Raw genomic sequence first — 21,208 nt, forward strand, 5'->3', positions numbered from 1 at the left:
AAACGCCCCATGGCCAGCAACGATGTCTTCGTCTCCACGCAATGGCTGGCCGAGCGGCTCGACGCGCCGGACATCGTCGTCGTCGACGGCTCCTGGTACCTGCCGGCACAGGCCCGCGACCCGGCCGCGGAATATGCCGAGCGCCGCATCCCGGGCGCCGTGCGCTTCGATATCGACGCGGTGAAGGACACGACTTCGGCGCTGCCGCATATGATGCCCCGCCCCGAGGCCTTCGCCGCAGCGGTCGGCGCCATGGGGATCGGCGACGGCATGCGCATCGTCGTCTATGACGGGCTCGGCCTGTTCTCGGCGCCGCGCGTGCGCTGGACCTTCCGCACTTTCGGTGCCCGCGACGTGGTGATCCTTGACGGCGGCATGCCGCAATGGCTGGCCGAGGGCCGCCCGGTCGAGGAAGGCGCGCCCCGCGCCCGCCAGCCGCGCAGCTTCACGGCGCGCCTCGACCATTCCGCCGTCGCCGACATGAACGATGTGGCGAAGGCGCTGGAGACCGGCTCGGCCCAGATCGTCGATGCCCGCCCGGCCGATCGCTTCCGCGGCGAAGCGCCGGAACCGCGGCCTGGCGTCCGCTCCGGCCATATGCCGGGCGCGCTCAACCTGCCCTCTTCGGCGCTGGTGGTGAACGGCAAGCTCAAGGCGCCCGAAGCGCTCGCCTCCGCCTTCCGCGAGGCCGGTGTCGACCTCGACAAGCCGATGGTGACGAGCTGCGGCTCAGGCGTCTCGGCCGCGATCCTCTCAGCCGCGCTGGAGACGCTCGGCAAGCCTGCACGTGCGATCTATGACGGCTCCTGGTCGGAATGGGGCGCGAGCGACCGCCCGATCGCGACCGGCCCGGCAAAGGGCTGAGGCGCATCTCGCCTTTCACTCACATTCGGGCGTGGCGCCGCTGGAACACTCGGGCGCCCGCCTGCGGCAACTGTGGCCTAGGCGCCACAGATTACGGTTTCTTTGTGGCATCGCCACCCGGCGTTTCGTTTTGGCCTTCCGCCGAAATTGACTGCATGCAAGTCATTCTAACGTTACGTTAACTCAGGATTCTCCAGAGCCCGGGCCTCGCGGCGCGGTGGGTGATGACGACTCTCGCCCCCGGTGCCGCTGCCTCTCCAGGCAGGGCGCAGTTGACGTAGCTCCGGCCGGTTCCTCCGGCCCGGATCGCCTGCTGCAAACATTGCGAGAGCCCGTCCTGCGATGGCTAACCGGATTTCCTATCGGAACCGCTCCTTGGCGTGCCTGCTCGGCAGTACGGCCATCGCCCTCGCCCTGCCCGGGCTGGCCCAGGCGCAGATGCGCTGGGACGGCAGTGCGAGCAGCGACTGGAACAACGGCGACAACTGGAACACCGGCGTGGCCCCGACAGCCGGCAGCAACCCGGTCGTCGCGGGCCCGGCGCCGGCGATGCCGGTCATTTCGGGCGGGACAACCAGCCTTGGAACCCTGTTCGTCGGCTACGAAAACGGCCTCGGCGGCTCCAGCCTCTACGTTCAGGGCGGCGCCAGCCTGACGACCGGCACAGCCGTTATCGGCGAGCAGTCTATCAACAATGCGGGCAATGCGCGGGAGACAGAATCCGGACTGGCGCGGCTTTCAGCGGCGTCGAGCTGGAACGGCGGCTCGATGAACATCGGCTCCTACGGAGCCGGCACGGTCGAAGTCCTCGGCGGCAGCACGCTGACCACGAGCAGCATGACCATGGGCGTGCATCACAACAGCACGACCAACCGGTCCGGCAACGGCACGCTGACGATCTCTGGAACGAGCTCTCAGTGGACAGCGAGCGGGAGCAGCACCATCGGCAGCAACGGCCGCGGCACGATCTCCGTTGCTGCGGGCGGCAAGGCGATCATCACGGGAGGAACGACCCTCGGGAGCGGCTCGACCGGTGTTGGAGTGGTCACGGTCAGCGGGACTGGCTCGCGCTGGGAAATTGCGAGCGGGACCTTCACCATCGGCAGCAGCGGCAGCGGCGAGTTCACCTTGAGCAGCGGCGCCACCGCCAAGACGGGGCGTATCAACCTCGCCAGCAGCGCCAACTCCTCCGGCGCGCTGACGGTCACGGGAGCCGGCAGTCGTTTCGAGGCGGGGCAGATCTGGGCAGGCCAGGGCTCCTCGGCCATGATCTCGGTGAACGCAGGCGGCGTGCTTCAGGGCACACATCTGCTCCTCGGCACCACGGCCACTGGCGAGGGCCGAGCAGAGCTGCGCGGCGCCGGCAGCCTGATCGCCAGCAGCACGTACACCGCAGTCGGATACCTGGGCAAAGGCGAGTTGACGCTCTCCGACAGCGCAACGCTGCGCGGCGTGGTCCAGATCGCGCTTGGAGCCGGTAGCCGGGGCACGCTGAACATCGGCGCAGCCGCGGGCAGCACAGCTGCGGCAGCCGGCGTGATCGACGCCACCACTGTCCAGTTCGGCGCCGGCACCGGCAAGCTGGTGTTCAACCACACCAGCACGGATTTTCGGCTCGCCGCCGAGATCAAGGGGGCCGGCACGATCGAGCATCATGCCGGCACGACCCTGTTCACCGGCAACGGCGGGAGCTTCAGCGGCACGACCTCTATTTCCGGAGGCACCTTGCTGGTCGGCGATGCCTCGGGTGGTTCGCTCGGCGGCGCGATCTCGGTCCTCGCCGGCGGAACGCTCGGCGGCAGCGGCATGATCGGCAGCCTCACCCTCGCCAGTGGCGCCACGCTTTCGCCCGGAAACTCGGTGGGCATGCTGACGGTCGGCGGCAACGTGACCTTCAATGCCGGCTCGACCTATCGGGCCGAGATCGTCGGCGGCGCGTCCGATCTGCTGAGCGTCGGCGGCACGGCGAGCCTTGCCGGCACACTGCAGCTCGTCGCCGGCGGCGGCAGCTACAGCTTCAACGCGCCCTATACGGTGCTGAGCGCGGCGGGTGGGCGCAGCGGTACCTTCGGCGCCGTCAACACCAGCGGCAGCTTCGGCGTCGGCGTCACCAGCGAAGTCACCTATGGCGGCAACGACGTCACGGTGACGCTGAAGCCCGGCTCCCTCGTCGATGCCGGCTCGAATCCGGAACAGGTGCCCCCGAGCCCGTCACCGGGCAATCCGCCGAGCCCGGCGCCCAATCCGGTCTACAGCACAGCCTCCGGCCTCTCGCTGAACACCTGGTCGGTGGCCGCCGCGATCGACCGCGCCGTGGCGAACGGCGCCGATCCCTCCTTCCTCTACCAGATCTATGCCCGCGGCGACCGCCAGGCCCTGATCGCGGCGCTCGGCACCCTGAGCGGCGAGGTCCACTCCACCATCGGCATGATGGGCTGGGAGGCCGCGGGCGGCTTCCTGCGGGCGATGCTCGACCCATTCGCCACCGGCCGCGATCCCAATGCCATGCCTGGAGCCACCGGCGCCTTCGCCACGGCCGGCTCCTACGCCTCGACCGGCTCGCAGGCCGAGCTGCCCTCGGAGAAGGGCCCGCGCATCGCACCGCAATTCGTGCCCGACCGGCTCTACAATGTCTGGGGCCAGGGCTTCGGCAGCAGGAGCCGCTCGGGCGCCGACATCGCGCGCGGCAGCCACGCCAGCGACGCTTCGAGCGGCCATCTCGCGCTCGGCGTCGATCTGCGCGTCCTGCCCGACACCATCCTCGGCGTCGCGATCGCCGCCGGCGAAACGCGCTCCAGCCTGTCCGGCGCCCTCGGCGACGCCAAGGCCGACATGCTGCAGGCCGGTCTCTACGGCATGACCCGGATCGGCGCACTCTCGCTCGGCGCCTCGCTCGGCTATGCCTCGGCCGATGTCGAGACGAACCGCGCCATCCCGCTGATCGGCGCCTTCGCCGTCCGCGCCAAATATCGCGCCGAGATCTGGAGCGGCCGCGCCGAAGCCGCCTGGCGCCTCGCCTCCTTCGGCGGGCTCAGCGCCTCGCCCTACGCCGCCTTCACCGCCCAGAACCTTCGCACTCCTAGCTTCGTCGAGCGTGACGGCGTTACCGGCCTGCCCAGTGGCGTCGCCGTCCAAAGCCGCGACGGCACCACAGCCCGCGCCGAACTCGGCCTCAGGATCGATGCGGCCACCACTCTGTTCGGGCTCTCGACCACCGCCTTCGGCAAGCTCGGCTGGGGCTACTACGCCCGTCGCGACAACCAGTTCACCGCAAGCCTGATCGGCCTGCCCGGCGCCGGCTTCGGCTTCCAGGGCACGAGGCCCGACCGCAATGCGGCGCTGATCGCCACCGGCATCGATGTCCGGCTCTCGAACACCGTCAGCCTCGGCGCCCGCTTCGACGCCGAACTCTCGCAGAACACCCAGTCCTATGCCGGAGCCGCAACCCTGAGGGTCAGCTTCTGAGACCGGCCTGGGCCTCCGCTGCCGGCCTCAGAACACCGACCAGCCGGTCCTCTCCACCAGGCTCTCCAGCGCCAAGGCGCCGACCAGCGACGTGCCGGCGGCATTGAGCCCCGGCGACCAGACGGCGATGGCGGCGCGACGGGGCGCGATGGCGAGGATGCCGCCGCCGACGCCGCTCTTGCCAGGCAGCCCAACCTTGAAGGCGAATTCGCCGGACGCGTCGTAATGGCCGCAGGTCATCATCAGCGCCTTGACCCGGCGGGCCCGCGCCGGCCGGCAGATCGTCTCGCCGCTGAGCGGGTCGACGCCGTCTGCCGCCAGGAAGAGGCCGGCCCGGGCGAGCTGAAGGCAGCTCAGCTGCAGGGAGCATTGATTGAAATAGACCTCGAGCACCTCGGCGACCGGGTTCTGGAGGTTGCCGAAAGCCCGGATGAAGTTGGCGAGGCTGGCATTGCGAAAGCCGGTCTGCGCTTCCGAGCGCGCCACTTCACGGTCGATCGAGACCTCGGCATCATCGGCGCGGGCGCGCAGGAAGCCGAGAATTTCCGCGATCGTTTCCGGCGGCCGGCGGCCGGCGAGCAGCGCATCGGTGACGACGAGCGCCCCGGCATTGATGAAGGGGTTGCGCGGCACGCCGCGCTCCTGCTCGAGCTGGACGATCGAATTGAAGGGCGAGCCCGAGGGCTCGCGGCCGACATGCTGCCAGAGCCGCGCCCCAACCCGCTCGAGCGCCAGCGTCAGGGTGAAGACCTTGGAGATGCTCTGGATCGAGAACGGGACCGCGGCATCGCCGGCGAAGGCCCGCTCGCCATCGCAGGTGATGACAGCGATGCCGAAGCGCCTGGGGTCGACCTGCGACAAGGCCGGAATGTAGTCGGCGACGCGCCCGGCGCCGATATGGCCGGCAACATCGGCATGGACCGCGGCGACGACCTCGGAAAGACCCTGCATCCGCCCATGGCTCCAGCCGCCGGCCCATGCGGGCCTTCTCGGGCGCAGCCTCGCATCCCGTCGGCCGCCGGGCAATCGGCCCGCGCGTGGCTCTCCTCTCGTGCCGGCCTTGGCAAGTCCAACCGAGCTGCGTCATGCTGGCGATCGCTGCGGAGGCGCGCGATGACCTATTGCCTTGGAATCCTCCTGCCCGCCGGGCTGATCCTCGCTTCCGATTCAAGGTCGAGCGCCGGCGTCGACCAGATCGCCGTGGTCGAGAAGCTCGCTCTGTTCGAAGTGCCGGGCGAGCGCGTCATCGCCATCCTCTCGGCCGGCAATCTCGCGACCACGCAGGCGGTGGTGACGATGATCCGCCAGTACAGCCGCCACAAGCAGGAGAGCGCCGGCAGCGTCGAGAACCGGGACATCCTGGCGGCCCGGACCATGTTCGACGTGGCGCAGATCGTCGGCAGCACGCTGCGCGAGGTGCTGCGGCTCAACCGCAGCTTCGTCGAGCCCTATGGCGACCCGAACGGCACCTTTCTCGTTGCCGGGCAGATCGCCGGAGAGCCGCACCGGCTGTTCCAGGTCTACTCTGCCGGGAACTTCATCGAGGCGCTCGGCCGCACGCAGTTCCTCCAGCTCGGCGAGACCAAGTACGGCAAGCCGATCCTCGACCGGGCGCTGAGCCCGACGAGCGGGCTCGACGAGGCCGCCAAGCTCGCCCTGCTCTCCTTCGACGCGACGATCCGCAGCAATCTCTCCGTCGCGCCTCCGATCGACATGCTGCACTACGAGAGCGGCAGCTTCTCGACGCGTACGCTCGCAAAGTACGACAGCAACCACCCCTACTGGACGGATCTGCGCCAGCGCTACAGCGACGGTCTGACGGCCTTGGTAGCAGGCCTGCCCGACCCGCAATTTCCGAGCTAGGGAACCTCCAGAGCCGCGATCATCGCCGCATAGCCGCGGCGGCGCGCGTGATCGAGCGGCGTCGCGCCGCTGCGGTCGGCAAGGTCGCGGCGGGCGCCGGCCGCAACAAGCGCGCGGGCGGTCTCGACATGGCGCCGGCCGCCATCTCCAAGGATCACGGCCTCGATCAGCGCGGTCCAGCCGAGATTGTTGACATGATCGAGCGGCGCACCGGCCGCAATCAGCGCCTTGACGACCTCGTCATGGCCGAGATGGGCGGCGGCGATCAAAGCCGTGCCGGCATAGGGGCTGGTGACGGCACGCGCATCGCCGCCGATGGCGAGCGCGACCCGCATGGTTTCGGCATCGTCGTTGACCGCCGCGATCGTGATCGCGTCATAGCGCTGGCCGTCGAGCGCACGCGGATCGGCCCCTGCCCGAACCAGGGCTCGCATGATCTCGCGCTTGCCGGCATGGGCTGCGACATGCAGCGCTGTGCGGCCATGGCCGTCGCGGGCATCGAGAGCCGGCTTCTGCGCCAGAACTCGCTCCAGCGCGGCCATGTCGCCGCGATGGGCCGCAGCATGCAGCCCGCTATAGGCGCCGATCTCGGCCTCCGACGGCGGAATCTGCGCGACCGTGCGGAAGCCGAATCCGGCCGACGCCGCCAGCAGAAATACGAGGCCGGCGACAGCGTTTCCGATTGCCCGTTGCCCAAAAGCCATGGTCGCAGCCTGCCATTTCCACGGCCGGCGCAAGAGGCAGCAAGCTGCACAAAAAAAGGACAGCAATTCTGCCCTTTCCCCCTTGTACCGCACCGCGGAACGCCCTATCTCTTGTGCACCGCAGCAGAGATGCTGTGGCGCCCTCCTTGGGCGTTTCCTCCCTAGACTTCGGCCTGCGCTCCGGCGCGGGCCTTTTTCTTTTCGGGAGGCTAGCCGGGCCGACGCAGGCCGGCAATCGCTCCGGCGCTTCGACCTCAGTCGATTGCGATCATCACGTCGGAAGCCTTGACCACGGCATAGGCCTTCTGACCGACCGCCAGCTTGAGCTCGTCCACCGCGGCATTGGTGATTGCGGAGGTCACGATCGTGCCGCCGACATCGAGGCGGACATGAGCGGTGGTTGCGCCCTTGGTGATCTCGACGATGGTCCCCTTGAGCTGATTGCGGGCGCTGATCTTCATGATCGTCTCCAGATGGAACGACGAGCCGCGGCATGCGGACTCGACCTTTGCAGCCTTGCGCTATATTCAAATGAATATAGCGACAACAGCCAAAGCGAGGTCAGCAATGTCATTCCCCCGTCGTCAAGTCCTGGGTTTTGCCGCCTCGCTGCTGATCGGGCTCGCCGCAGCCACCTCGCAGGCGCAGGCGCAGTCGAAGGAACTGGTGATCTTCGCAGCCGCCAGCCTGAAGAACGCGCTGGACGAGGCTGCCGCGAGCTGGGTCAAGGAGAGCGGCAAGCCGGCGCCGAAGATCTCCTATGCCGCCAGCAGCGCGCTCGCGAAGCAGCTCGAGCAAGGCGCCCCCGCCGACATGTTCCTCTCGGCCGATCTCGACTGGATGGACTATGCGGCCGGCAAGAACCTGATCAAGCCCGATACCCGCGTCAGCCTGCTCGCCAACCGGATCGCGCTGATCGCCCCCTCCGATTCGACCGCGACCGCCACGCTGGCGCCCGGCGTCGATCTCGCCGCGACGCTCGGCGCGGGCCGCCTCGCCATGGCCAATGTCGATTCCGTGCCGGCCGGGAAATACGGCAAGGCGGCGCTGGAGAAGCTCGGCGGCTGGGACAAGGTCAAGGACAAGGTCGCGCAGGCCGATAATGTCCGCGCCGCGCTGCTGCTCGTCTCCCGTGGCGAAGCGCCGCTCGGCATCGTCTACGCGACCGACGCCGCCGCCGATCCGAAGGTCAAGGTGATCGCGACCTTCCCGGAGGACAGCCACCCGCCGATCATCTACCCGGTCGCGGTGACCAAGGATTCGACCAACCCCGACGCCGCCGCCTTCCTTACCTTCCTGCGCGGCAACGGCGCCAAGGGCTCGTTCGAGAAGCAGGGCTTCACGGTTCTGAACAAGCCTGCCAGCTCTTCGTGAGCGACTGGCTTTCCGCCGAGGAATGGACGGCGGTCCGGCTCAGCCTGCTCGTCGCCACCACCGCCATGGTGGCGAGCCTGCCTTTCGGCATCGCCATCGCCTGGCTGCTGGCGCGCGGAAGGTTCTGGGGCAAGTCGCTGCTGGATGCCGTCGTGCATCTGCCGCTGATCCTGCCGCCCGTCGTCACCGGCTACCTGCTGCTGATCGGCTTCGGCCGCCGCGGCCCGATCGGCCAATGGCTCTATGACTGGTTCGGGATCGTGCTGTCCTTCCGCTGGACCGGGGCGGCGCTGGCCTGCGCCGTGATGGGCTTTCCGCTGCTGGTCCGCGCGATCCGCCTCTCGATCGAGGCCGTCGACCGCAAGCTGGAGGATGCGGCCGGGACGCTCGGGGCGAGCCCGGCCTGGGTCTTCCTGACGGTGACGCTGCCGCTCTGCCTGCCCGGCATCCTTGCCGGCATGATCCTGTGCTTCGCCAAGGCGATGGGCGAGTTCGGCGCCACCATCACCTTCGTCTCCAACATTCCCGGGGAAACGCAGACCCTGCCTTCAGCGATCTACACCTTCACCCAGGTCCCGAACGGCGACGCCGGCGCGCTGCGGCTGACGCTGATCTCGATCGCGATCTCGGTCGCGGCCTTGTTCGCCTCCGAGGTGCTGGCGCGGGTTATCGGAAAGCGGATCGCAGTCGAATGACCAACGCCATCGAAATCGCGGTTTCGCACCAGCTCGGCGCCTTCGCGCTCGCGGCCGATTTCACCTCGAACGGCCGCCTGACCGCCTTGTTCGGACGCTCGGGCTCCGGCAAGACCTCGCTGGTCAACATCATCGCCGGACTCATTAGGCCACAGCGCGGGCGCATCGCGATCGACGGGCAGGTGCTGCTCGACAGCGAACGCGGCATCTTCGTGCCCAAGCACAAGCGCCGCATCGGCTACGTCTTCCAGGAGGCGCGGCTGTTCCCGCATCTCACGGTCAGGCAGAACCTGCTCTACGGCCAATGGTTCGCGCCCAAGACCGATACCGTCGGCAGCGAGATCGCGGACGTGCTGGATCTGCTCGGCATCGGGCACCTGCTCCACCGCCACCCCGGGAGGCTTTCGGGCGGCGAGAAGCAGCGCGTCGCCATCGGTCGCGCCTTGCTGGCCAAACCGCGCCTTCTGCTGATGGACGAACCCCTCGCCTCGCTGGACGAAGCGCGCAAGGCCGAAATCCTGCCCTACATCGAGCGCCTGCGCGACGCTTTCGGCATTCCAATCGTCTATGTCTCGCATTCGGTCGCGGAGGTTGCGCGGCTGGCGTCCAATCTCGTCGTGCTCGATCAGGGCAGCGTCATCGCCAGCGGCAGCACGATCGACCTGATGTCGCGGCCGGACGTGCCGCTGCTGTCGGCAGCGCCTGAAGCCGGCTCGGTTCTCGACGCGCGAATCCTGCGCCATGAACCCGAGCATGGCCTCTCCGTGCTGGAAACCCAGGCCGGGCAGGTGCAGGTACCACATCGGGCGCAGCCTCCCGGCAGCCAGCTGCGCGTGCGCATCCTCGCCAGCGACGTGCTGATCAGCCTGCAGCCGCTGCAAGGCATCAGCGCGCTCAACGTGCTCAGCGGCACCATCGCCGAGATCGGCGCGCGCCGGAGCGGAGGATCGGCCCTCGAGATCGGGATCGACTGCAATGGCGCCAGCCTGCTCGCGCGGCTGACCAGCAAATCGGCGGCGCATCTGGGCCTGAAGCCCGGCCAGTCCGTCTATGCCGTGGTCAAGAGCGTGTCGATCGACGGCCAGTGAAGCGCGCGGCTCAGTAGAGCCGCGTCCGGTAGGCCTCTTCGAGATTGGCATCGGCCTCGGCCGCGTCCACCGCCTTGGTCTGCTCGGCGACGATGCGCCCGAGCGTCGGGAAGCTGCCGCGCTCGACCTGCGCATCCTGCGCCCAGAGTTTCGAGCGGATCAGGGCCTTGCCGCAGTGGAAATAGGCCTCGTCGACCTCGACCAGCAGGCCGAGCTTCGGGGTCTTCTCCTGCACGGTCGTCGGTTCGAGCAATGCCTCGTCGCACGTCAGCCTCGCCCGGCCGTTGACCCGCAGCGTCTCGTTGATGCCGGGCACGAAGAAGACCAGCCCGACGCCCGGCGAGCTCAGCACATTGCCGAAGCTGTCAACGCGGTTGTTGCCGCGCCGGTCGGGGATCAGCAGGGTCTTTTCGTCGAGCACCTGGACGAAGCCCGGCCCATCGCCGCGTGGGCTCGCATCGGCGCGGCCCTCGCTGTCCGAGCTCGCCAGCACCAGGAAGGGCGAGAGCGCGATGAAGTCACGGCAGAAATGGTCGAGCCGGTCGAGCACCTTGCGCTCGGCGAGCAGATGGACCTCGCCGACCAGGGCGCGCAAGTGCTGCGCGTCCGCAACTTCACTGTCAGGCTTCTCGCTCGTCGTCATCCCGCCCTCCGGCCGGTCGCGCTCCCGGCCGCACGATCAGCCGGGACAGGCTCCTCTCCCGTCGACCTAGCATGAACCGGGCCGGCCGCCGAGGCCGCTCCTCGCAGAGCCGGCTTCGACAGTTGCCATCGCGATTCAGGGCCCTGCGAGATCGATTCAGATTTCCGGCGGAAGATCCTGATATTACGCCGGAAAGGGACGCAATGGTCTCAGCGCGGGTCCGGCTTGGTGCGGTTGGCGCCCTGGCGCTCCAGCATCCAGCCGGGATATTCGCGCGGCAGGGCGCTGACCGCGTCGAGGTTCGCCAGCTCCTCGGGCGACAGGACGATATCGACCGCCGCCAGATTCTCGGCAAGCTGTTCCGGGCGCTTGGCGCCGACGATCACGCTGGTCACGGCCTGCTGGTGCAGAAGCCAGGCGAGCGCGATCTGCGCGACGCTGCGTCCGTGCGTCTCGGCGATGCCGCGCATCGCGTCGATGACGTCGTAGCCGCGCTCGCGATCGACGGGCGGGAAGTCGAAGCTGGCGCGGCGGCCATCGCCGCCCTGCTCGTTGCGCCGGTCGTATTTGCCGGAGAGCAGGCCGCCGGCGAGGGGGCTCCAGACCATCAGGCCGACCTTCTCGGAGAGCAGCATCGGCACGATCTCGCGCTCCAGATCGCGACCGGCGATGGTGTAGTAGGATTGCAGCGAGGCGATGCGGGAGAGCTGGCGCCGCTCGCAGATGCCGAGCGCCTTGGCGACCTGCCAGGCCGCCCAGTTCGAGACGCCGACATAGCGGACATGGCCCTGGCGGACGAGGCTGTCGAGCGCCTCCAGCGTCTCCTCCATCGGGGTGACGCTGTCGAAGGCATGGATCTGGTAGAGATCGACATGGTCGAGCTGAAGGCGCTTCAGGCTGGCCTTGGCCTGCTCCATGATGTGGTAGCGGCTCGCGCCGCTGCCGTTCGGGCCCTGCCCCATGCGACTGAAGACCTTGGTCGCGACAACGACCTCATCTCGGGCAATGCCGAGGTTGCGCAGGGCCTGGCCGGTGATCTGCTCAGAACGCCCTTCGGCATAGACATTGGCGGTGTCGATGAAGTTGATGCCGGCATCGAGCGCCGTCCGGACCAGCGCGTCCGCCTCCTGCTGCTCGAGCCTGCCGATATGCCCCCAGAAGCCCTCGCCGCCGCCGCCGAAGGTCATGGTGCCCAGGCATAGTTCGGAGACGAGCAGGCCGGTCTGGCCAAGCGTGTGATAGCGCATGACGATCTCTTTCCATTCGAGGAAAACGCCCGGACAGCATCGATCTCGCCGATCGCTCGTGGTCGGCCGTCACCGGGCCTGCTGAAGATAGTGCAGCAGAGAAGCGACGCAACGGCATCGCGGCCGAAGGTTGCGCCGCTCTCCGCCTCGTGAAGCCGCGTCGCGAGCGCAGTGCACATAGCCAGCCAGCAAATCTTGCATACAAAATGGCTTTAGCGTTGACGCTCCCGGCCGATGACGGGATAGTCGCGCCCCCATAGAGCCCTTCTGGAACATCATGCCTCGTCCGACACCGTCCTCCGCGCTCGAGAATCTGCGCGTCCTCGATCTCTCCCGGGTCCGCGCCGGCCCGACCTGCGCCCGGATCTTCGCCGATTTCGGCGCCGACGTGCTGAAGATCGAAAGCCCGCCGGGGGTCGACCCGAACGAGAATATGAGCGGGGCCCGGCATGGCTACGACATGCAGAACCTGCACCGGAACAAGCGCTCGCTCACGCTCAACCTGAAGAAGGAAGCCGGGAAGGCGGTGCTGCGCCGGCTGATCGCCGATGCCGACCTGCTGATCGAGAATTTCCGCCCGGACGTGAAGGACCGGCTCGGCCTCGATTTCGAGACGCTGCATGCCCTCAATCCGCGCCTGATCCTGGTCTCGGTCTCCGGCTTCGGCCAGACCGGCCCCTATCGCCTGCGCGCCGGCTTCGACCAGATCGCCCAGGGCATGGGCGGGATGATGTCGGTCACCGGCCTTCAGGGCCAGGGACCGGTGCGGGCCGGCATCGCGGTTGCCGATTCCGCCGCCGGCCTCTATGGGGCGATCGGCGCGCTGGTCGCGCTCCAGGAGCGCGCGGTCTCCGGCAAGGGCCAGTGGGTGCAGACCTCGCTGCTCGAGGCGCAGATCGCGATGATGGATTTCCAGGCGGCGCGCTTCCTGGTCGAGGGTACGGTGCCGCCCCAGGCCGGCAACGACCACCCCTACGCGACCCCGATGGGCGTCTATGCGACGCGCGACGGCCACATCAATCTCGGCGTCGGCGCCGAGGGGCATTGGCGCTCCTTCTGCGGGGTGCTTGGCCGGCCGGAGCTGGCGAGCGACCCGCGCTATGACAGCGTCGAGAAGCGCTATGCGGCACGGCCTGAGCTGCGCATCCTGCTCGAGAAGATCATGTCGACGCAGGACAGCGCCTACTGGCTCGACGCCTGCGAGAAGGCTTCGGTGCCGGCGGGGCCGATCTACTCGGTCGACGCCATGTTCGACGATCCGCAGGTGCAGCATCTCGGCATCGCGCAGCCCGTCACCCATCCGGTTCTCGGCGACATCCGGGTCATCGGCGAGCCTGTCGGCCTGTCGCGCACCCCGGCGAGCGTGGTTTCGCCGACCCCGGACGCCGGCGAGCATAATGACGAGATCCTGGCCGAGCTCGGCTATGACGCCGCGGCGATCGCGCAACTGCGCGCCGACGGCGCGATCTGAAGAGGTTTTCCGATGACTGACGAGTTTCTCTACGACGTCGCCGACGGGATCGGCACGATCACGCTGAACCGGCCGCAGGCCCGCAACGCGCTGACCTTCGCCATGTATGAGCGTTTGGCGGAGATCTGCAGCGCCCCCGACAGCCACGGCGCGCCCAAGGTGATCGTGATGACCGGCGCCGGCGAGAAAGCCTTCGCCGCCGGCACCGACATCGCGCAGTTCCGCGAGTTCAAGACGGCCGAGGATGCGCTCGCCTATGAGAACCGCATCGAGAAGGTGATCACGGCGATCGAGAGCTGCTCGGTGCCGACGATCGCGGCGATCTCAGGCGCCGTCACCGGTGGCGGCGCGGCGATCGCCTGCGCCTGCGACCTCCGGATCGCGACGCAATCGGCCCGCTTCGGCTTCCCGGTGGCGCGCACGCTCGGCAACTGCCTGTCGATGGCGAATTATGCCCGCCTTGCCAGCCTGCTTGGCCCGGCCCGGGTCAAGGACATCATCTTCACCGCCCGCCTGGTCGAGGCCGATGAAGGCCATCGCGTCGGCCTCTACAACGAGCTCGTCGCCGACCACGCCGCGCTGCTGGCGCGCGTGAAGGAGCTCGCCGAGACCATTCGCGGCCATGCGCCGCTGACGATGCGCGCCACCAAGGAGGCGCTGCGGCGGCTCACCGAGGCGGCCAGCGCCGATGTCGACGGCGATGACCTCGTCGCGCTCTGCTACACCAGCGCCGACTTCCGCGAGGGCATGGAAGCCTTCCTCGGCAAGCGGACGCCGAACTGGCAGGGCAAGTAGCCCGCCTGAACTGTCCGCTGTCCGGTACCCGCGCCGTCAGACGCGGGTGCCGCCATCGGCCATGATCACCGATGCCGTCATGAACGACGCCTCGTCGGAAGCGAGCCAGAGGATCGGCCAGGCGACCTCGCGTGGATCGGCCCAGCGGCGCTGGATGTTGTGGTCGACCTTCTCGGTGCGCAGGTCCTGCTCGCTCTTGCCCTGCGGGGCGAAGCGGCGGACATGGAATGGCGTCAGCGTCAGGCCCGGACAAACCGCGTTGACGCGCACGCCGCGATCGGCCTCCTCGAAGGCCAGCGTCTTCGTCATCGAGATGATGCCGGCCTTGGCGACGTCGTACTGGCCCATGCCGCCGCGCGGGTTGAAGGCGTGCGTCGAGGAGATGTTGACGATCGCGCCCTTCCCCGCCTGCCGCAGCGCCGGCAGCGCCTCCCGGGCGAGATAGGCATAGCTCAGCAGGTTAACAGAAAGGATCTTCTGCCAGGTCTCGGCCTTGGCCTCGTCGAGCGGCTCATAGGAGCGGATGCCGGCATTGTTGACGAGGATGTCGAGCCGGCCGAAGGCGGAGAGCGTCTCGGCGACGATCGTCGCCGCCGAAGCCTCCTGCCCGACATCCCTGGCGATCTCCAGGATTTCCGCGCCCGGCACGACAGCGCGAATCCGCGCTGCGACCTCGGCGAGCGCCGTGGCGTCGATATCGACGAGCGCGACCTTCGCGCCCTCCTCGGCGAAGAGTTCGGCGGTCGCCGCGCCGATGCCGCCGGCACCGCCGGTGAGGATCGCGACCTTGCCTGCAAGCCTTGCCATTCGCATCGTCCTTGAGATCAGAGGAATCAGCCGACCAGCGTCGCGGTCGCTTCGAGGGTCTCGCCGCGCCGGACCGCCCGCCAGATCCAGACCAGGCTGTAGACCGCCATCAGCGCGCCCGTGACCGGGATGGCGGCGTACCACCAGCCCTTGTCGAGCCGCAGGAAGGGTGTGGTCTCGCCCGACATCTCCATGAACTCCCGGCCATAGACCACGAGAACCAGGGCGAAGCCGAACATCACGGCATGGATGCCGATCTCGAGGAACCGGCGCATCGGTACGGGCAGCAGATCCTCGAACAGCACGACGCGATAGAGCGAGCCCTCGCGCCAGAGCGCCAGCGAGGTCAGCATCACCAGCCAGATGAAGAGCAGCTCGACGATCTCGTCATAGCCCATGATCGTGAAGAGCGGGACGAGCCGCAGCACGATCGCGCTGCCCAGCAGCACGAAGAGCCCGAGCAGGCAGACGATCGCCCCGCCCTTGCAGAGAGCCCCGACCAGCCGGTCGGCGAAGCGCAGGGCGGCGATCATCGCGCGACTCCGTAGCCGAGGGTGTGCGGCAGCCAGAGCGAAATCGCCGGCACATAGGTGATCAGCATCAGCACCGCGATCAGCGCCAGCACATAGGGCCAGATCTCGCGGGTGATCTCGGCGATCGAGATCTTGGCGATGCCGGCGACGACATAGAGGCAGAGGCCCACCGGCGGCGTGACCAGCCCGATCATGATGTTGAGTACCAGGATCACGCCGAAATGCACGGGATCGACGCCGATCTTGGCGATGATCGGCAGCAGCACCGGATAGGCGATGATCATGATGGCGATGCCCTCGATGAACATGCCGAGGATCAGCAGCACCGCGTTGATGACCAGCAGGATCACCCAGGGCTCGGAGGAGAGGCCGAGAAAGGCGTTGAGGATGGCGTTGGGGATCTGCTGCTGGATCAGCACCCAGCCGAAGGGGGCGGCGAGCGCGATGATGAACATCACCTGCGCGGTCTGGCGCGCCGTGTCCCAGAGCACGTCGAGGGTCGCCGCCCAGTCGAGCTCACGATAGACGAAGCGGCCGAGGATGAAGGCATAGGCGGCTGCGACGACCGCGGCTTCGGTCGGCGTCGCGAGGCCGGTGAAGATGACGAGCAGGATCGTCGGCGGCAGCAGCAGCGCCGGCCCGGCCTTGGCGACCGTCTTCGCGGCGACGGGCAAGGGCGGCAGCGCCTCTCCGCGCGGCAGGTTCATGTGCTTGGCCGAGACGGCGATCAGCGCCATCAGCGCCACCGCCATCAGGAGACCGGGTACAATGCCGGCGAGGAAGAGCGCCCCGACCGAGACATTGGCGAGGCTGCCATAGATGACGAAGGGAATGCTCGGCGGGATGATCGGACCGATGGTCGAGGAGACCGCGGTGATCGTCGCGGCAAAGCGGCCGCTATAGCCGGCCTTGGTCATGGCGCGGTGCTCGATCACCCCCATGCCGGCGGCATCGGCGACCGCCGAGCCCGACATGCCGGCGAAGATCACGCTGCCGACGACGTTGACATGGGCGAGGCCGCCGCGGATCCGGCCGACACAGAGCTGCGCGACGCTAAAGATGCGCTCGGTCGTGCCGCCGACATTCATCAGATTGCCGGCAAGCACGAAGAACGGGATCGCCAGCAGCGGGAACGAGGTCGTTCCCGCATAGGTACGCTGGATGAAGATGACGAGCAGATCGGGCCCGACCGTCGCCACCATGGTGACGATGGCGACGAGGCCGAGCGCCACCGCGATGGGCAGGCCGATCAGGATGACGAAGCAGACGCCGAGCAGGATGGCGGTGATGAGCATGGTCGGCGTCTGGTTCTCGATCAGGCGCGGGCGGCTGCGACCAGCTTGGTCCAGCTGTTCCAGGTCTCGTCGCCGAGCGCCTTGCGCAGCTGCTCATAGGCAGGGCCCATCTTGTCGCGGAAGGGCGCGACATCCGGCCGGGTGACCGCGACGCCCGCCTTCTCCATGGCGGTGAGATTGCTCTCCTCGTTGTCGCGCACCCCCTTGCGGGCCCCGGCACCGGCCTTGGTGCCTTCCTCGCTGATGATCTTGCGCTGTTCCTCGGTGAGCTTGCCGGTCCAGACCCGCGGATTGGCGCAGAACATGATCGAGGCGTAGATGTGCCGGGTCAGGGCGATGTGCTTCTGCGCCTCGTAGAACTTGGCCGCGAAGGTGGTCCCGACCGGATTATCCTGGCCATCGACGACGTTGTTGGCGAGCGCCAGATAGACCTCCTGGAAGGCGATGGTCTGGGTGCTGGCTCCGAGCGCCTCGAAGGCGGCCTTGATCGCGAGCTCGGGCGGCACGCGGATCTTCAGGCCCTGTACGTCTGCCGGCTGGTTGATCGGCCTGCGGCTGTTGGTGACGGCACGGAAGCCCCATTCGAGATTGGAGATCCAGGTGAAGCCGGCGATCTTGAGCTGCTCGGCGATCCAGTCGCGCCCGGTGACGTCGAGCGTCTTGTGGGCGTGCTCGTAGCTGTCGAACTGGTAGGGGATGTTGATGACGCCGATCGTCTTCGACAGCGCCTCGATGTTGGCGGGGTTCAGCATCATCATGTCGATTGCGCCGAGCCGCGTCTGCTGCGCCGCCTCGACCGGCGACCCCAGCGCATTGTTCGGGAAGATCGCGATCTTGACCTGGCCATTGGTGCGCTCGGCGATGCGCTTGACCATCGCCTCGGCCTCGATGTGCACGGGATGGCTGGTGTCGGCAGGGTGGGTCAGCCGCAATTCGACAGCAGCGCGGGCGGGCCTGATCGCCGGCAGGCCGACAGTAAGTGCCGCGCCGGCCCCCAGCAGCGAGCGACGCGTCCACGTGATCTTCCCGACCATGGCGTTCTTCCTTCCCCGGTGATTGCAGCCGGCCGCCGGCTTTGTCAGCAGCGACCGTACGAGCCGTCTGTGCGGCCTCACCGGAAAAGTTGCATGCAAGAATGCGGGCCGTCAACCGCGTTCGGCGCCCTGCCGAAAGATGCGGCGCTATCGCGAGGTGGCCCCGCCTTGCTTCTTGCCTCGTTCGGCCTCGGGCTGCGCGGCCGCCTGCTTCGCGCGCAGCGAGGCGACCAGCCCCTCGAGGCCGTTGCGGACATGACTGCGCAGCGCCTGGCCGGCGCGGGCCGAATCGCGCGCGGTCAGCGCATCGAGGATCTGCTGATGCTCCTCGATCGCGGTGCGCCAGCGTGTCGGCCAGAGATTGGAGGAGAAACGGGCGCGATCGACCCTGAGCGCCAACAGCTCCCAGACCCAGAGCAGGATCGAATTACCCGAAAGCTCGACGATCCGGCGATGGAAAGCCTTGTTGGCTTCAAAGTAGCCGGGGAGTTCGTCGCGGGCATGATGCAGCAGCATGCGGTAGTGTAGCATGCCGATCTCGGCCACGGCCTCGTCGCTGATGTGCTTCGCCGCCAGCTCGCCGGCGAGGCCCTCGACCACCGTCACGACCTCGATCAGCGCCACGACCTCGTCGAGATCGAGCTCCGAGACCACGGCCGAATGATTGGGCAGAGCGCGCAGCAGGCCGTCCTGGATCAGCGTCTTGATCGCTTCCCGCACCGGGGTGCGCGAGATCGCCAGCTGATCGCAGAGCTCACGCTCGTTCAGCTTGGTCCCCGGCGCCAGCACGCCGGTAACGATCAGATTGCGCAGCCGTGCGACGGTGTTGCCGTGCAGATGGCCCTTGCGCTTGCCCGGCTCGGGCGGCGGCAATTGCGCGAGAAGCGCCGCGAGCGGCGTCGTATCGTCCGAAATGGTCATGGCCGGTTGTACACTCCCGTCACACTTGACGGTCAAATTTTCTTGCATGCAAGATGCCGACCCTCTACCGAGAGCCCGCCCGCAACATTTTTTTGAGGGCGGAGCCGAGCTCTGCTGGATGCTGCCATGAAAATCATCGACCTCAGCATGCCGATCGCGCCGCATTTCCGTTGGCCCGTCGAACTTTCGATCAAGGGCGACATCGCCGCGGGCGACCAGTTCCGCGTCTCGAAGATCGCCGGCCCCTGCCATGGCTTCTCGCATGTCGACGCCGCCGCGCATTTCGTCGCCGGCGCGCCGACGATCGAGGCGACGCCGCTCTCGGAAGTGGTCGGCGCCTGCCGCGTGCTCGACCTCAGCGCCCGCCCGGCGAATGCGCCGATCGAGCCCGAGCACCTCGCCGCCGCCGACCCCGGCGGCAAGGAGGGCGAAATCCTCCTGCTCGCCGCGCATTGGAGCGACCGGCGCGACTATCAGGACAAGACCTTCTGGACAGAAGCGCCCTGGCTGACGCTTGAATCGGCGCAGTGGCTGGCGGCCCGCAAGCCGACCGCCGTCGCTTTCGACTTCCCGCAGGATTACCCGATCCGCCTGCTGCTCGAAGGCAAGGAGGTGCCGAAGCCGGAGCATGTGACGCATCACGTCTTGCTCTCGCACGGCGTCACGCTGATCGAATACGTCTGCAACACCAGCCGCCTCAGCGCGCCGCGCAACCTGTTCTCGGCAGCACCGCTGCTGATTCCGAACGCCGACGGTGCGCCCGCGCGCTTCTACGCCATCGAGGGTCTGCCGGTCTGACACGGCCCGATTCAATCCCGAACTGAAAGTCCAAGACCTTGAACATCGAGAACTTCTTCGCCTCCCGGCCGGATGTCGCCGGGCGTGTCGTTTCGGCTGCCCTCGTCGGCGCCGGCGAATTCGGCGCCAGCTTCATCGGCCAGGCCCGCCGCACCGCGCATATCGCGCCGCGCGTGGTCTGCGACCTCGATCTCGCCCGCGCCCGCAAGGCCGCGCTCGCGGGCGGCTTCAGCGAAAGCGACCTCGCCGACTGCCGGAGTGCGGCCGAAGCGAAGGCTGCGCTCGAGCGCGGCCTCGTCGCGCTGATCGACAATTCCGACCATCTCGCCAGCTTGGCCGTCGACCTCGTGGTCGAGGCGACCGGCGATCCGGAAGGCGCAGCCAAAGTCGCCCTCGCCGCGATCGAGAACGGCCGCCACTGCGTCATGGTGACCAAGGAGGCCGAGTGCATCATCGGCCCGATCCTGGCGCACAAGGCCAAGCAGAACGGTGTCGTCCACACTCCGGTCGACGGCGACCAGCCCAGCCTGCTGATCGGCCTGATCGGCTGGGCGCGCATGCTCGGCCTGCCGATCGTCGCCGCCGGCAAGTCGAGCGAGTCGGATTTCGTCTGGGATCCGGAGACCGGCACGGTCACCGCCTGGGAAACCCCGGCCGACGCCAAGGATTTCGCCGCCGCCTTCGGCCGCCTCGGCAGCAACCCGCTGCCGCTGCTGGCCGAGCGCGCAAAGCTGCCCTTCCCGCGCGCCACCGTGCCCGACCTCTGCGAGATGGGCATCGTCTCGAACCATACCGGTCTGATGCCGGATATCGCCGAGATGCACGCGCCGATCGCGCGTACCACCGAGCTGCCGACGCTTTTCCGGCCTGCTTCCGAGGGCGGCCTGCTCTCCGGCTCCGGCAAGGTCGACATGTTCAACTGCCTGCGCCGGCCGGACGAGCTGTCCTTCGCCGGCGGCGTCTTCGTCATCGCCGAGGCGCCCGATCTTACGACCGGGGCGCTGTTCGCCGGCAAGGGCATCCCCTGCTCGCCCGATGGCCGCTATGTGCTGGTGCATAACCCGGTCCATCTGCTCGGTGCCGAAGCGCCGATGTCGGCCCTCTCGGCCGCGCTGCTCGGGCAGTCGACCGGCGGCGCCGAGGTGCTGCCGCGCGTCGACCTCGTGGCCCGCGCCAGCCGCGACCTCGTCCCCGGCGAGACGCTGACCATGGGCTATCGCCATGTCATCGGCGGGCTCGAGCCGCTGCTCCAGCCGGCGCGCCCGCTCGGCGCCGACGAGCCCGTGCCGTACTACCTGACCGCTGGCCGGCCTGTGGTTCGGCCGGTGGCACGAGGCGCGATCCTGACCTGCGCCGACATCGCGCTGGATGAGTCGACGACGCTGGTGCAGCTGCGCCGCGAGCAGGACGCCCTGTTCAACACCGGCAAGGTTTGACACATTGTTAAGGCTATGCTGTATGCAGCATACAGCATAGCCTGCCAAACGATCGCTCAAGCGACGAGACCATCGAGGAAACATCGGGGAGACCGCGATATGTGCCCAGTCCCGGCCTCCGACCGGCCCGGCTCGTCGCCCGGCCGCGCCCGAACAGCCGCCGGAAACTGAGCAG

At 68.1% G+C, this 21,208-nt stretch carries 20 protein-coding genes; 10 read left to right on the forward strand and 10 right to left on the reverse strand.

Annotation, left to right across the window (positions count from 1 at the left end; all coding sequences use genetic code 11):
* Positions 1-9 precede the first annotated feature (9 nt).
* Together sseA and RKE40_RS09695 are read left to right on the forward strand one after the other, a co-directional pair.
* The gene (gene sseA / locus RKE40_RS09690; protein ID WP_316018026.1) at positions 10-864 is read left to right on the forward strand and encodes a 3-mercaptopyruvate sulfurtransferase; all 855 of its coding nucleotides are present in this window, start codon (positions 10-12) and stop codon (positions 862-864) included.
* A 375-nt stretch (positions 865-1,239) separates the two neighbouring features.
* The gene (locus RKE40_RS09695; RefSeq protein ID WP_316018027.1) at positions 1,240-4,329 is read left to right on the forward strand and encodes an autotransporter outer membrane beta-barrel domain-containing protein; all 3,090 of its coding nucleotides are present in this window, start codon (positions 1,240-1,242) and stop codon (positions 4,327-4,329) included.
* Between the two features lie 27 nt (positions 4,330-4,356).
* Here the strand turns inward: RKE40_RS09695 and RKE40_RS09700 are convergent, their stop codons facing one another.
* The gene (locus tag RKE40_RS09700; RefSeq protein ID WP_316018028.1) at positions 4,357-5,280 is read right to left on the reverse strand and encodes a glutaminase; all 924 of its coding nucleotides are present in this window, start codon (positions 5,278-5,280) and stop codon (positions 4,357-4,359) included.
* A 162-nt stretch (positions 5,281-5,442) separates the two neighbouring features.
* Here RKE40_RS09700 and RKE40_RS09705 point away from each other — a divergent pair, with 162 nt between their 5' ends.
* Positions 5,443-6,192 (forward strand): proteasome-type protease, encoded by a 750-nt coding sequence (locus RKE40_RS09705; RefSeq protein WP_316018029.1) that lies wholly within the window; start codon positions 5,443-5,445, stop codon positions 6,190-6,192.
* Here the strand turns inward: RKE40_RS09705 and RKE40_RS09710 are convergent.
* Together RKE40_RS09710 and RKE40_RS09715 are read right to left on the reverse strand one after the other, a co-directional pair.
* Entirely contained in the window at positions 6,189-6,896 is a 708-nt protein-coding gene (locus RKE40_RS09710) for an ankyrin repeat domain-containing protein (RefSeq protein WP_316018030.1), read from the reverse strand. The genes RKE40_RS09705 and RKE40_RS09710 overlap by 4 nt on opposite strands.
* Positions 6,897-7,150: 254 nt before the next feature.
* Positions 7,151-7,357: a TOBE domain-containing protein gene (locus RKE40_RS09715; RefSeq protein WP_316018031.1), complete on the reverse strand. Its 207-nt coding sequence runs from the start codon at positions 7,355-7,357 to the stop codon at positions 7,151-7,153.
* Positions 7,358-7,463: 106 nt separating this feature from the next.
* Between RKE40_RS09715 and modA the strand changes: the two genes are divergently transcribed.
* From modA to modC, 3 genes are read left to right on the forward strand one after another with little or no spacing between them, the layout of a single operon-like run.
* Positions 7,464-8,270, forward strand: coding sequence for a molybdate ABC transporter substrate-binding protein (gene modA / locus RKE40_RS09720; RefSeq protein ID WP_316018032.1), 807 nt, complete (start codon positions 7,464-7,466; stop codon positions 8,268-8,270).
* A complete protein-coding gene (gene modB, locus RKE40_RS09725; RefSeq protein ID WP_316018033.1) occupies positions 8,267-8,965 on the forward strand; it encodes a molybdate ABC transporter permease subunit in 699 nt (232 codons plus the stop codon). The genes modA and modB overlap by 4 nt, the downstream gene beginning before the upstream one ends.
* Entirely contained in the window at positions 8,962-10,053 is a 1,092-nt protein-coding gene (gene modC, locus RKE40_RS09730; RefSeq protein ID WP_316018034.1) for a molybdenum ABC transporter ATP-binding protein, read from the forward strand. Before modB ends, modC begins: the two co-directional genes overlap by 4 nt.
* A gap of 10 nt (positions 10,054-10,063) precedes the next feature.
* On the opposite strand, the gene RKE40_RS09735 is transcribed toward modC, so the two are convergent.
* Positions 10,064-10,696: a pyridoxamine 5'-phosphate oxidase family protein gene (locus tag RKE40_RS09735; RefSeq protein ID WP_316018035.1), complete on the reverse strand. Its 633-nt coding sequence runs from the start codon at positions 10,694-10,696 to the stop codon at positions 10,064-10,066.
* A gap of 209 nt (positions 10,697-10,905) precedes the next feature.
* Complete coding sequence (locus RKE40_RS09740; protein WP_316018036.1) at positions 10,906-11,943, reverse strand: aldo/keto reductase; 1,038 nt, start codon at positions 11,941-11,943, stop codon at positions 10,906-10,908.
* Positions 11,944-12,220: 277 nt separating this feature from the next.
* Here RKE40_RS09740 and RKE40_RS09745 point away from each other — a divergent pair, with 277 nt between their 5' ends.
* Entirely contained in the window at positions 12,221-13,414 is a 1,194-nt protein-coding gene (locus RKE40_RS09745) for a CaiB/BaiF CoA transferase family protein (RefSeq protein ID WP_316018037.1), read from the forward strand.
* A 12-nt stretch (positions 13,415-13,426) separates the two neighbouring features.
* The gene (locus RKE40_RS09750; protein ID WP_316018038.1) at positions 13,427-14,209 is read left to right on the forward strand and encodes an enoyl-CoA hydratase/isomerase family protein; all 783 of its coding nucleotides are present in this window, start codon (positions 13,427-13,429) and stop codon (positions 14,207-14,209) included.
* Between the two features lie 36 nt (positions 14,210-14,245).
* On the opposite strand, the gene RKE40_RS09755 is transcribed toward RKE40_RS09750, so the two are convergent.
* The 5 genes from RKE40_RS09755 to RKE40_RS09775 all read right to left on the reverse strand — a co-directional run bounded on the left by RKE40_RS09755 (position 14,246) and on the right by RKE40_RS09775 (position 18,799).
* Positions 14,246-15,016: an SDR family NAD(P)-dependent oxidoreductase gene (locus RKE40_RS09755; protein WP_316018039.1), complete on the reverse strand. Its 771-nt coding sequence runs from the start codon at positions 15,014-15,016 to the stop codon at positions 14,246-14,248.
* Between the two features lie 26 nt (positions 15,017-15,042).
* Complete coding sequence (locus tag RKE40_RS09760) at positions 15,043-15,549, reverse strand: TRAP transporter small permease (protein ID WP_316018040.1); 507 nt, start codon at positions 15,547-15,549, stop codon at positions 15,043-15,045.
* On the reverse strand, positions 15,546-16,844 hold the full coding sequence (locus RKE40_RS09765; RefSeq protein ID WP_316018041.1) for a TRAP transporter large permease: 1,299 nt from the start codon (positions 16,842-16,844) through the stop codon (positions 15,546-15,548). The genes RKE40_RS09760 and RKE40_RS09765 overlap by 4 nt, the downstream gene beginning before the upstream one ends.
* Before the next feature lie 20 nt (positions 16,845-16,864).
* Positions 16,865-17,878 carry a TRAP transporter substrate-binding protein gene (locus tag RKE40_RS09770; RefSeq protein ID WP_316018042.1) on the reverse strand — a complete coding sequence of 338 codons (1,014 nt, stop codon included), beginning with the start codon at positions 17,876-17,878 and terminating at the stop codon, positions 16,865-16,867.
* Positions 17,879-18,025: 147 nt separating this feature from the next.
* A complete protein-coding gene (locus tag RKE40_RS09775) occupies positions 18,026-18,799 on the reverse strand; it encodes a GntR family transcriptional regulator (RefSeq protein ID WP_316018043.1) in 774 nt (257 codons plus the stop codon).
* Positions 18,800-18,925: 126 nt separating this feature from the next.
* Here RKE40_RS09775 and RKE40_RS09780 point away from each other — a divergent pair, with 126 nt between their 5' ends.
* On the forward strand, positions 18,926-19,597 hold the full coding sequence (locus tag RKE40_RS09780; RefSeq protein ID WP_316018044.1) for a cyclase family protein: 672 nt from the start codon (positions 18,926-18,928) through the stop codon (positions 19,595-19,597).
* 38 nt (positions 19,598-19,635) lie between these two features.
* Positions 19,636-21,033: a flagellar biosynthesis protein FlgA gene (locus RKE40_RS09785; protein WP_316018045.1), complete on the forward strand. Its 1,398-nt coding sequence runs from the start codon at positions 19,636-19,638 to the stop codon at positions 21,031-21,033.
* Positions 21,034-21,208 lie beyond the last annotated feature (175 nt).

It is taken from the genome of Allobosea rubneri, from assembly GCF_032464875.1.
Classification (GTDB): Bacteria; Pseudomonadota; Alphaproteobacteria; order Rhizobiales; family Beijerinckiaceae; genus Allobosea; species Allobosea rubneri.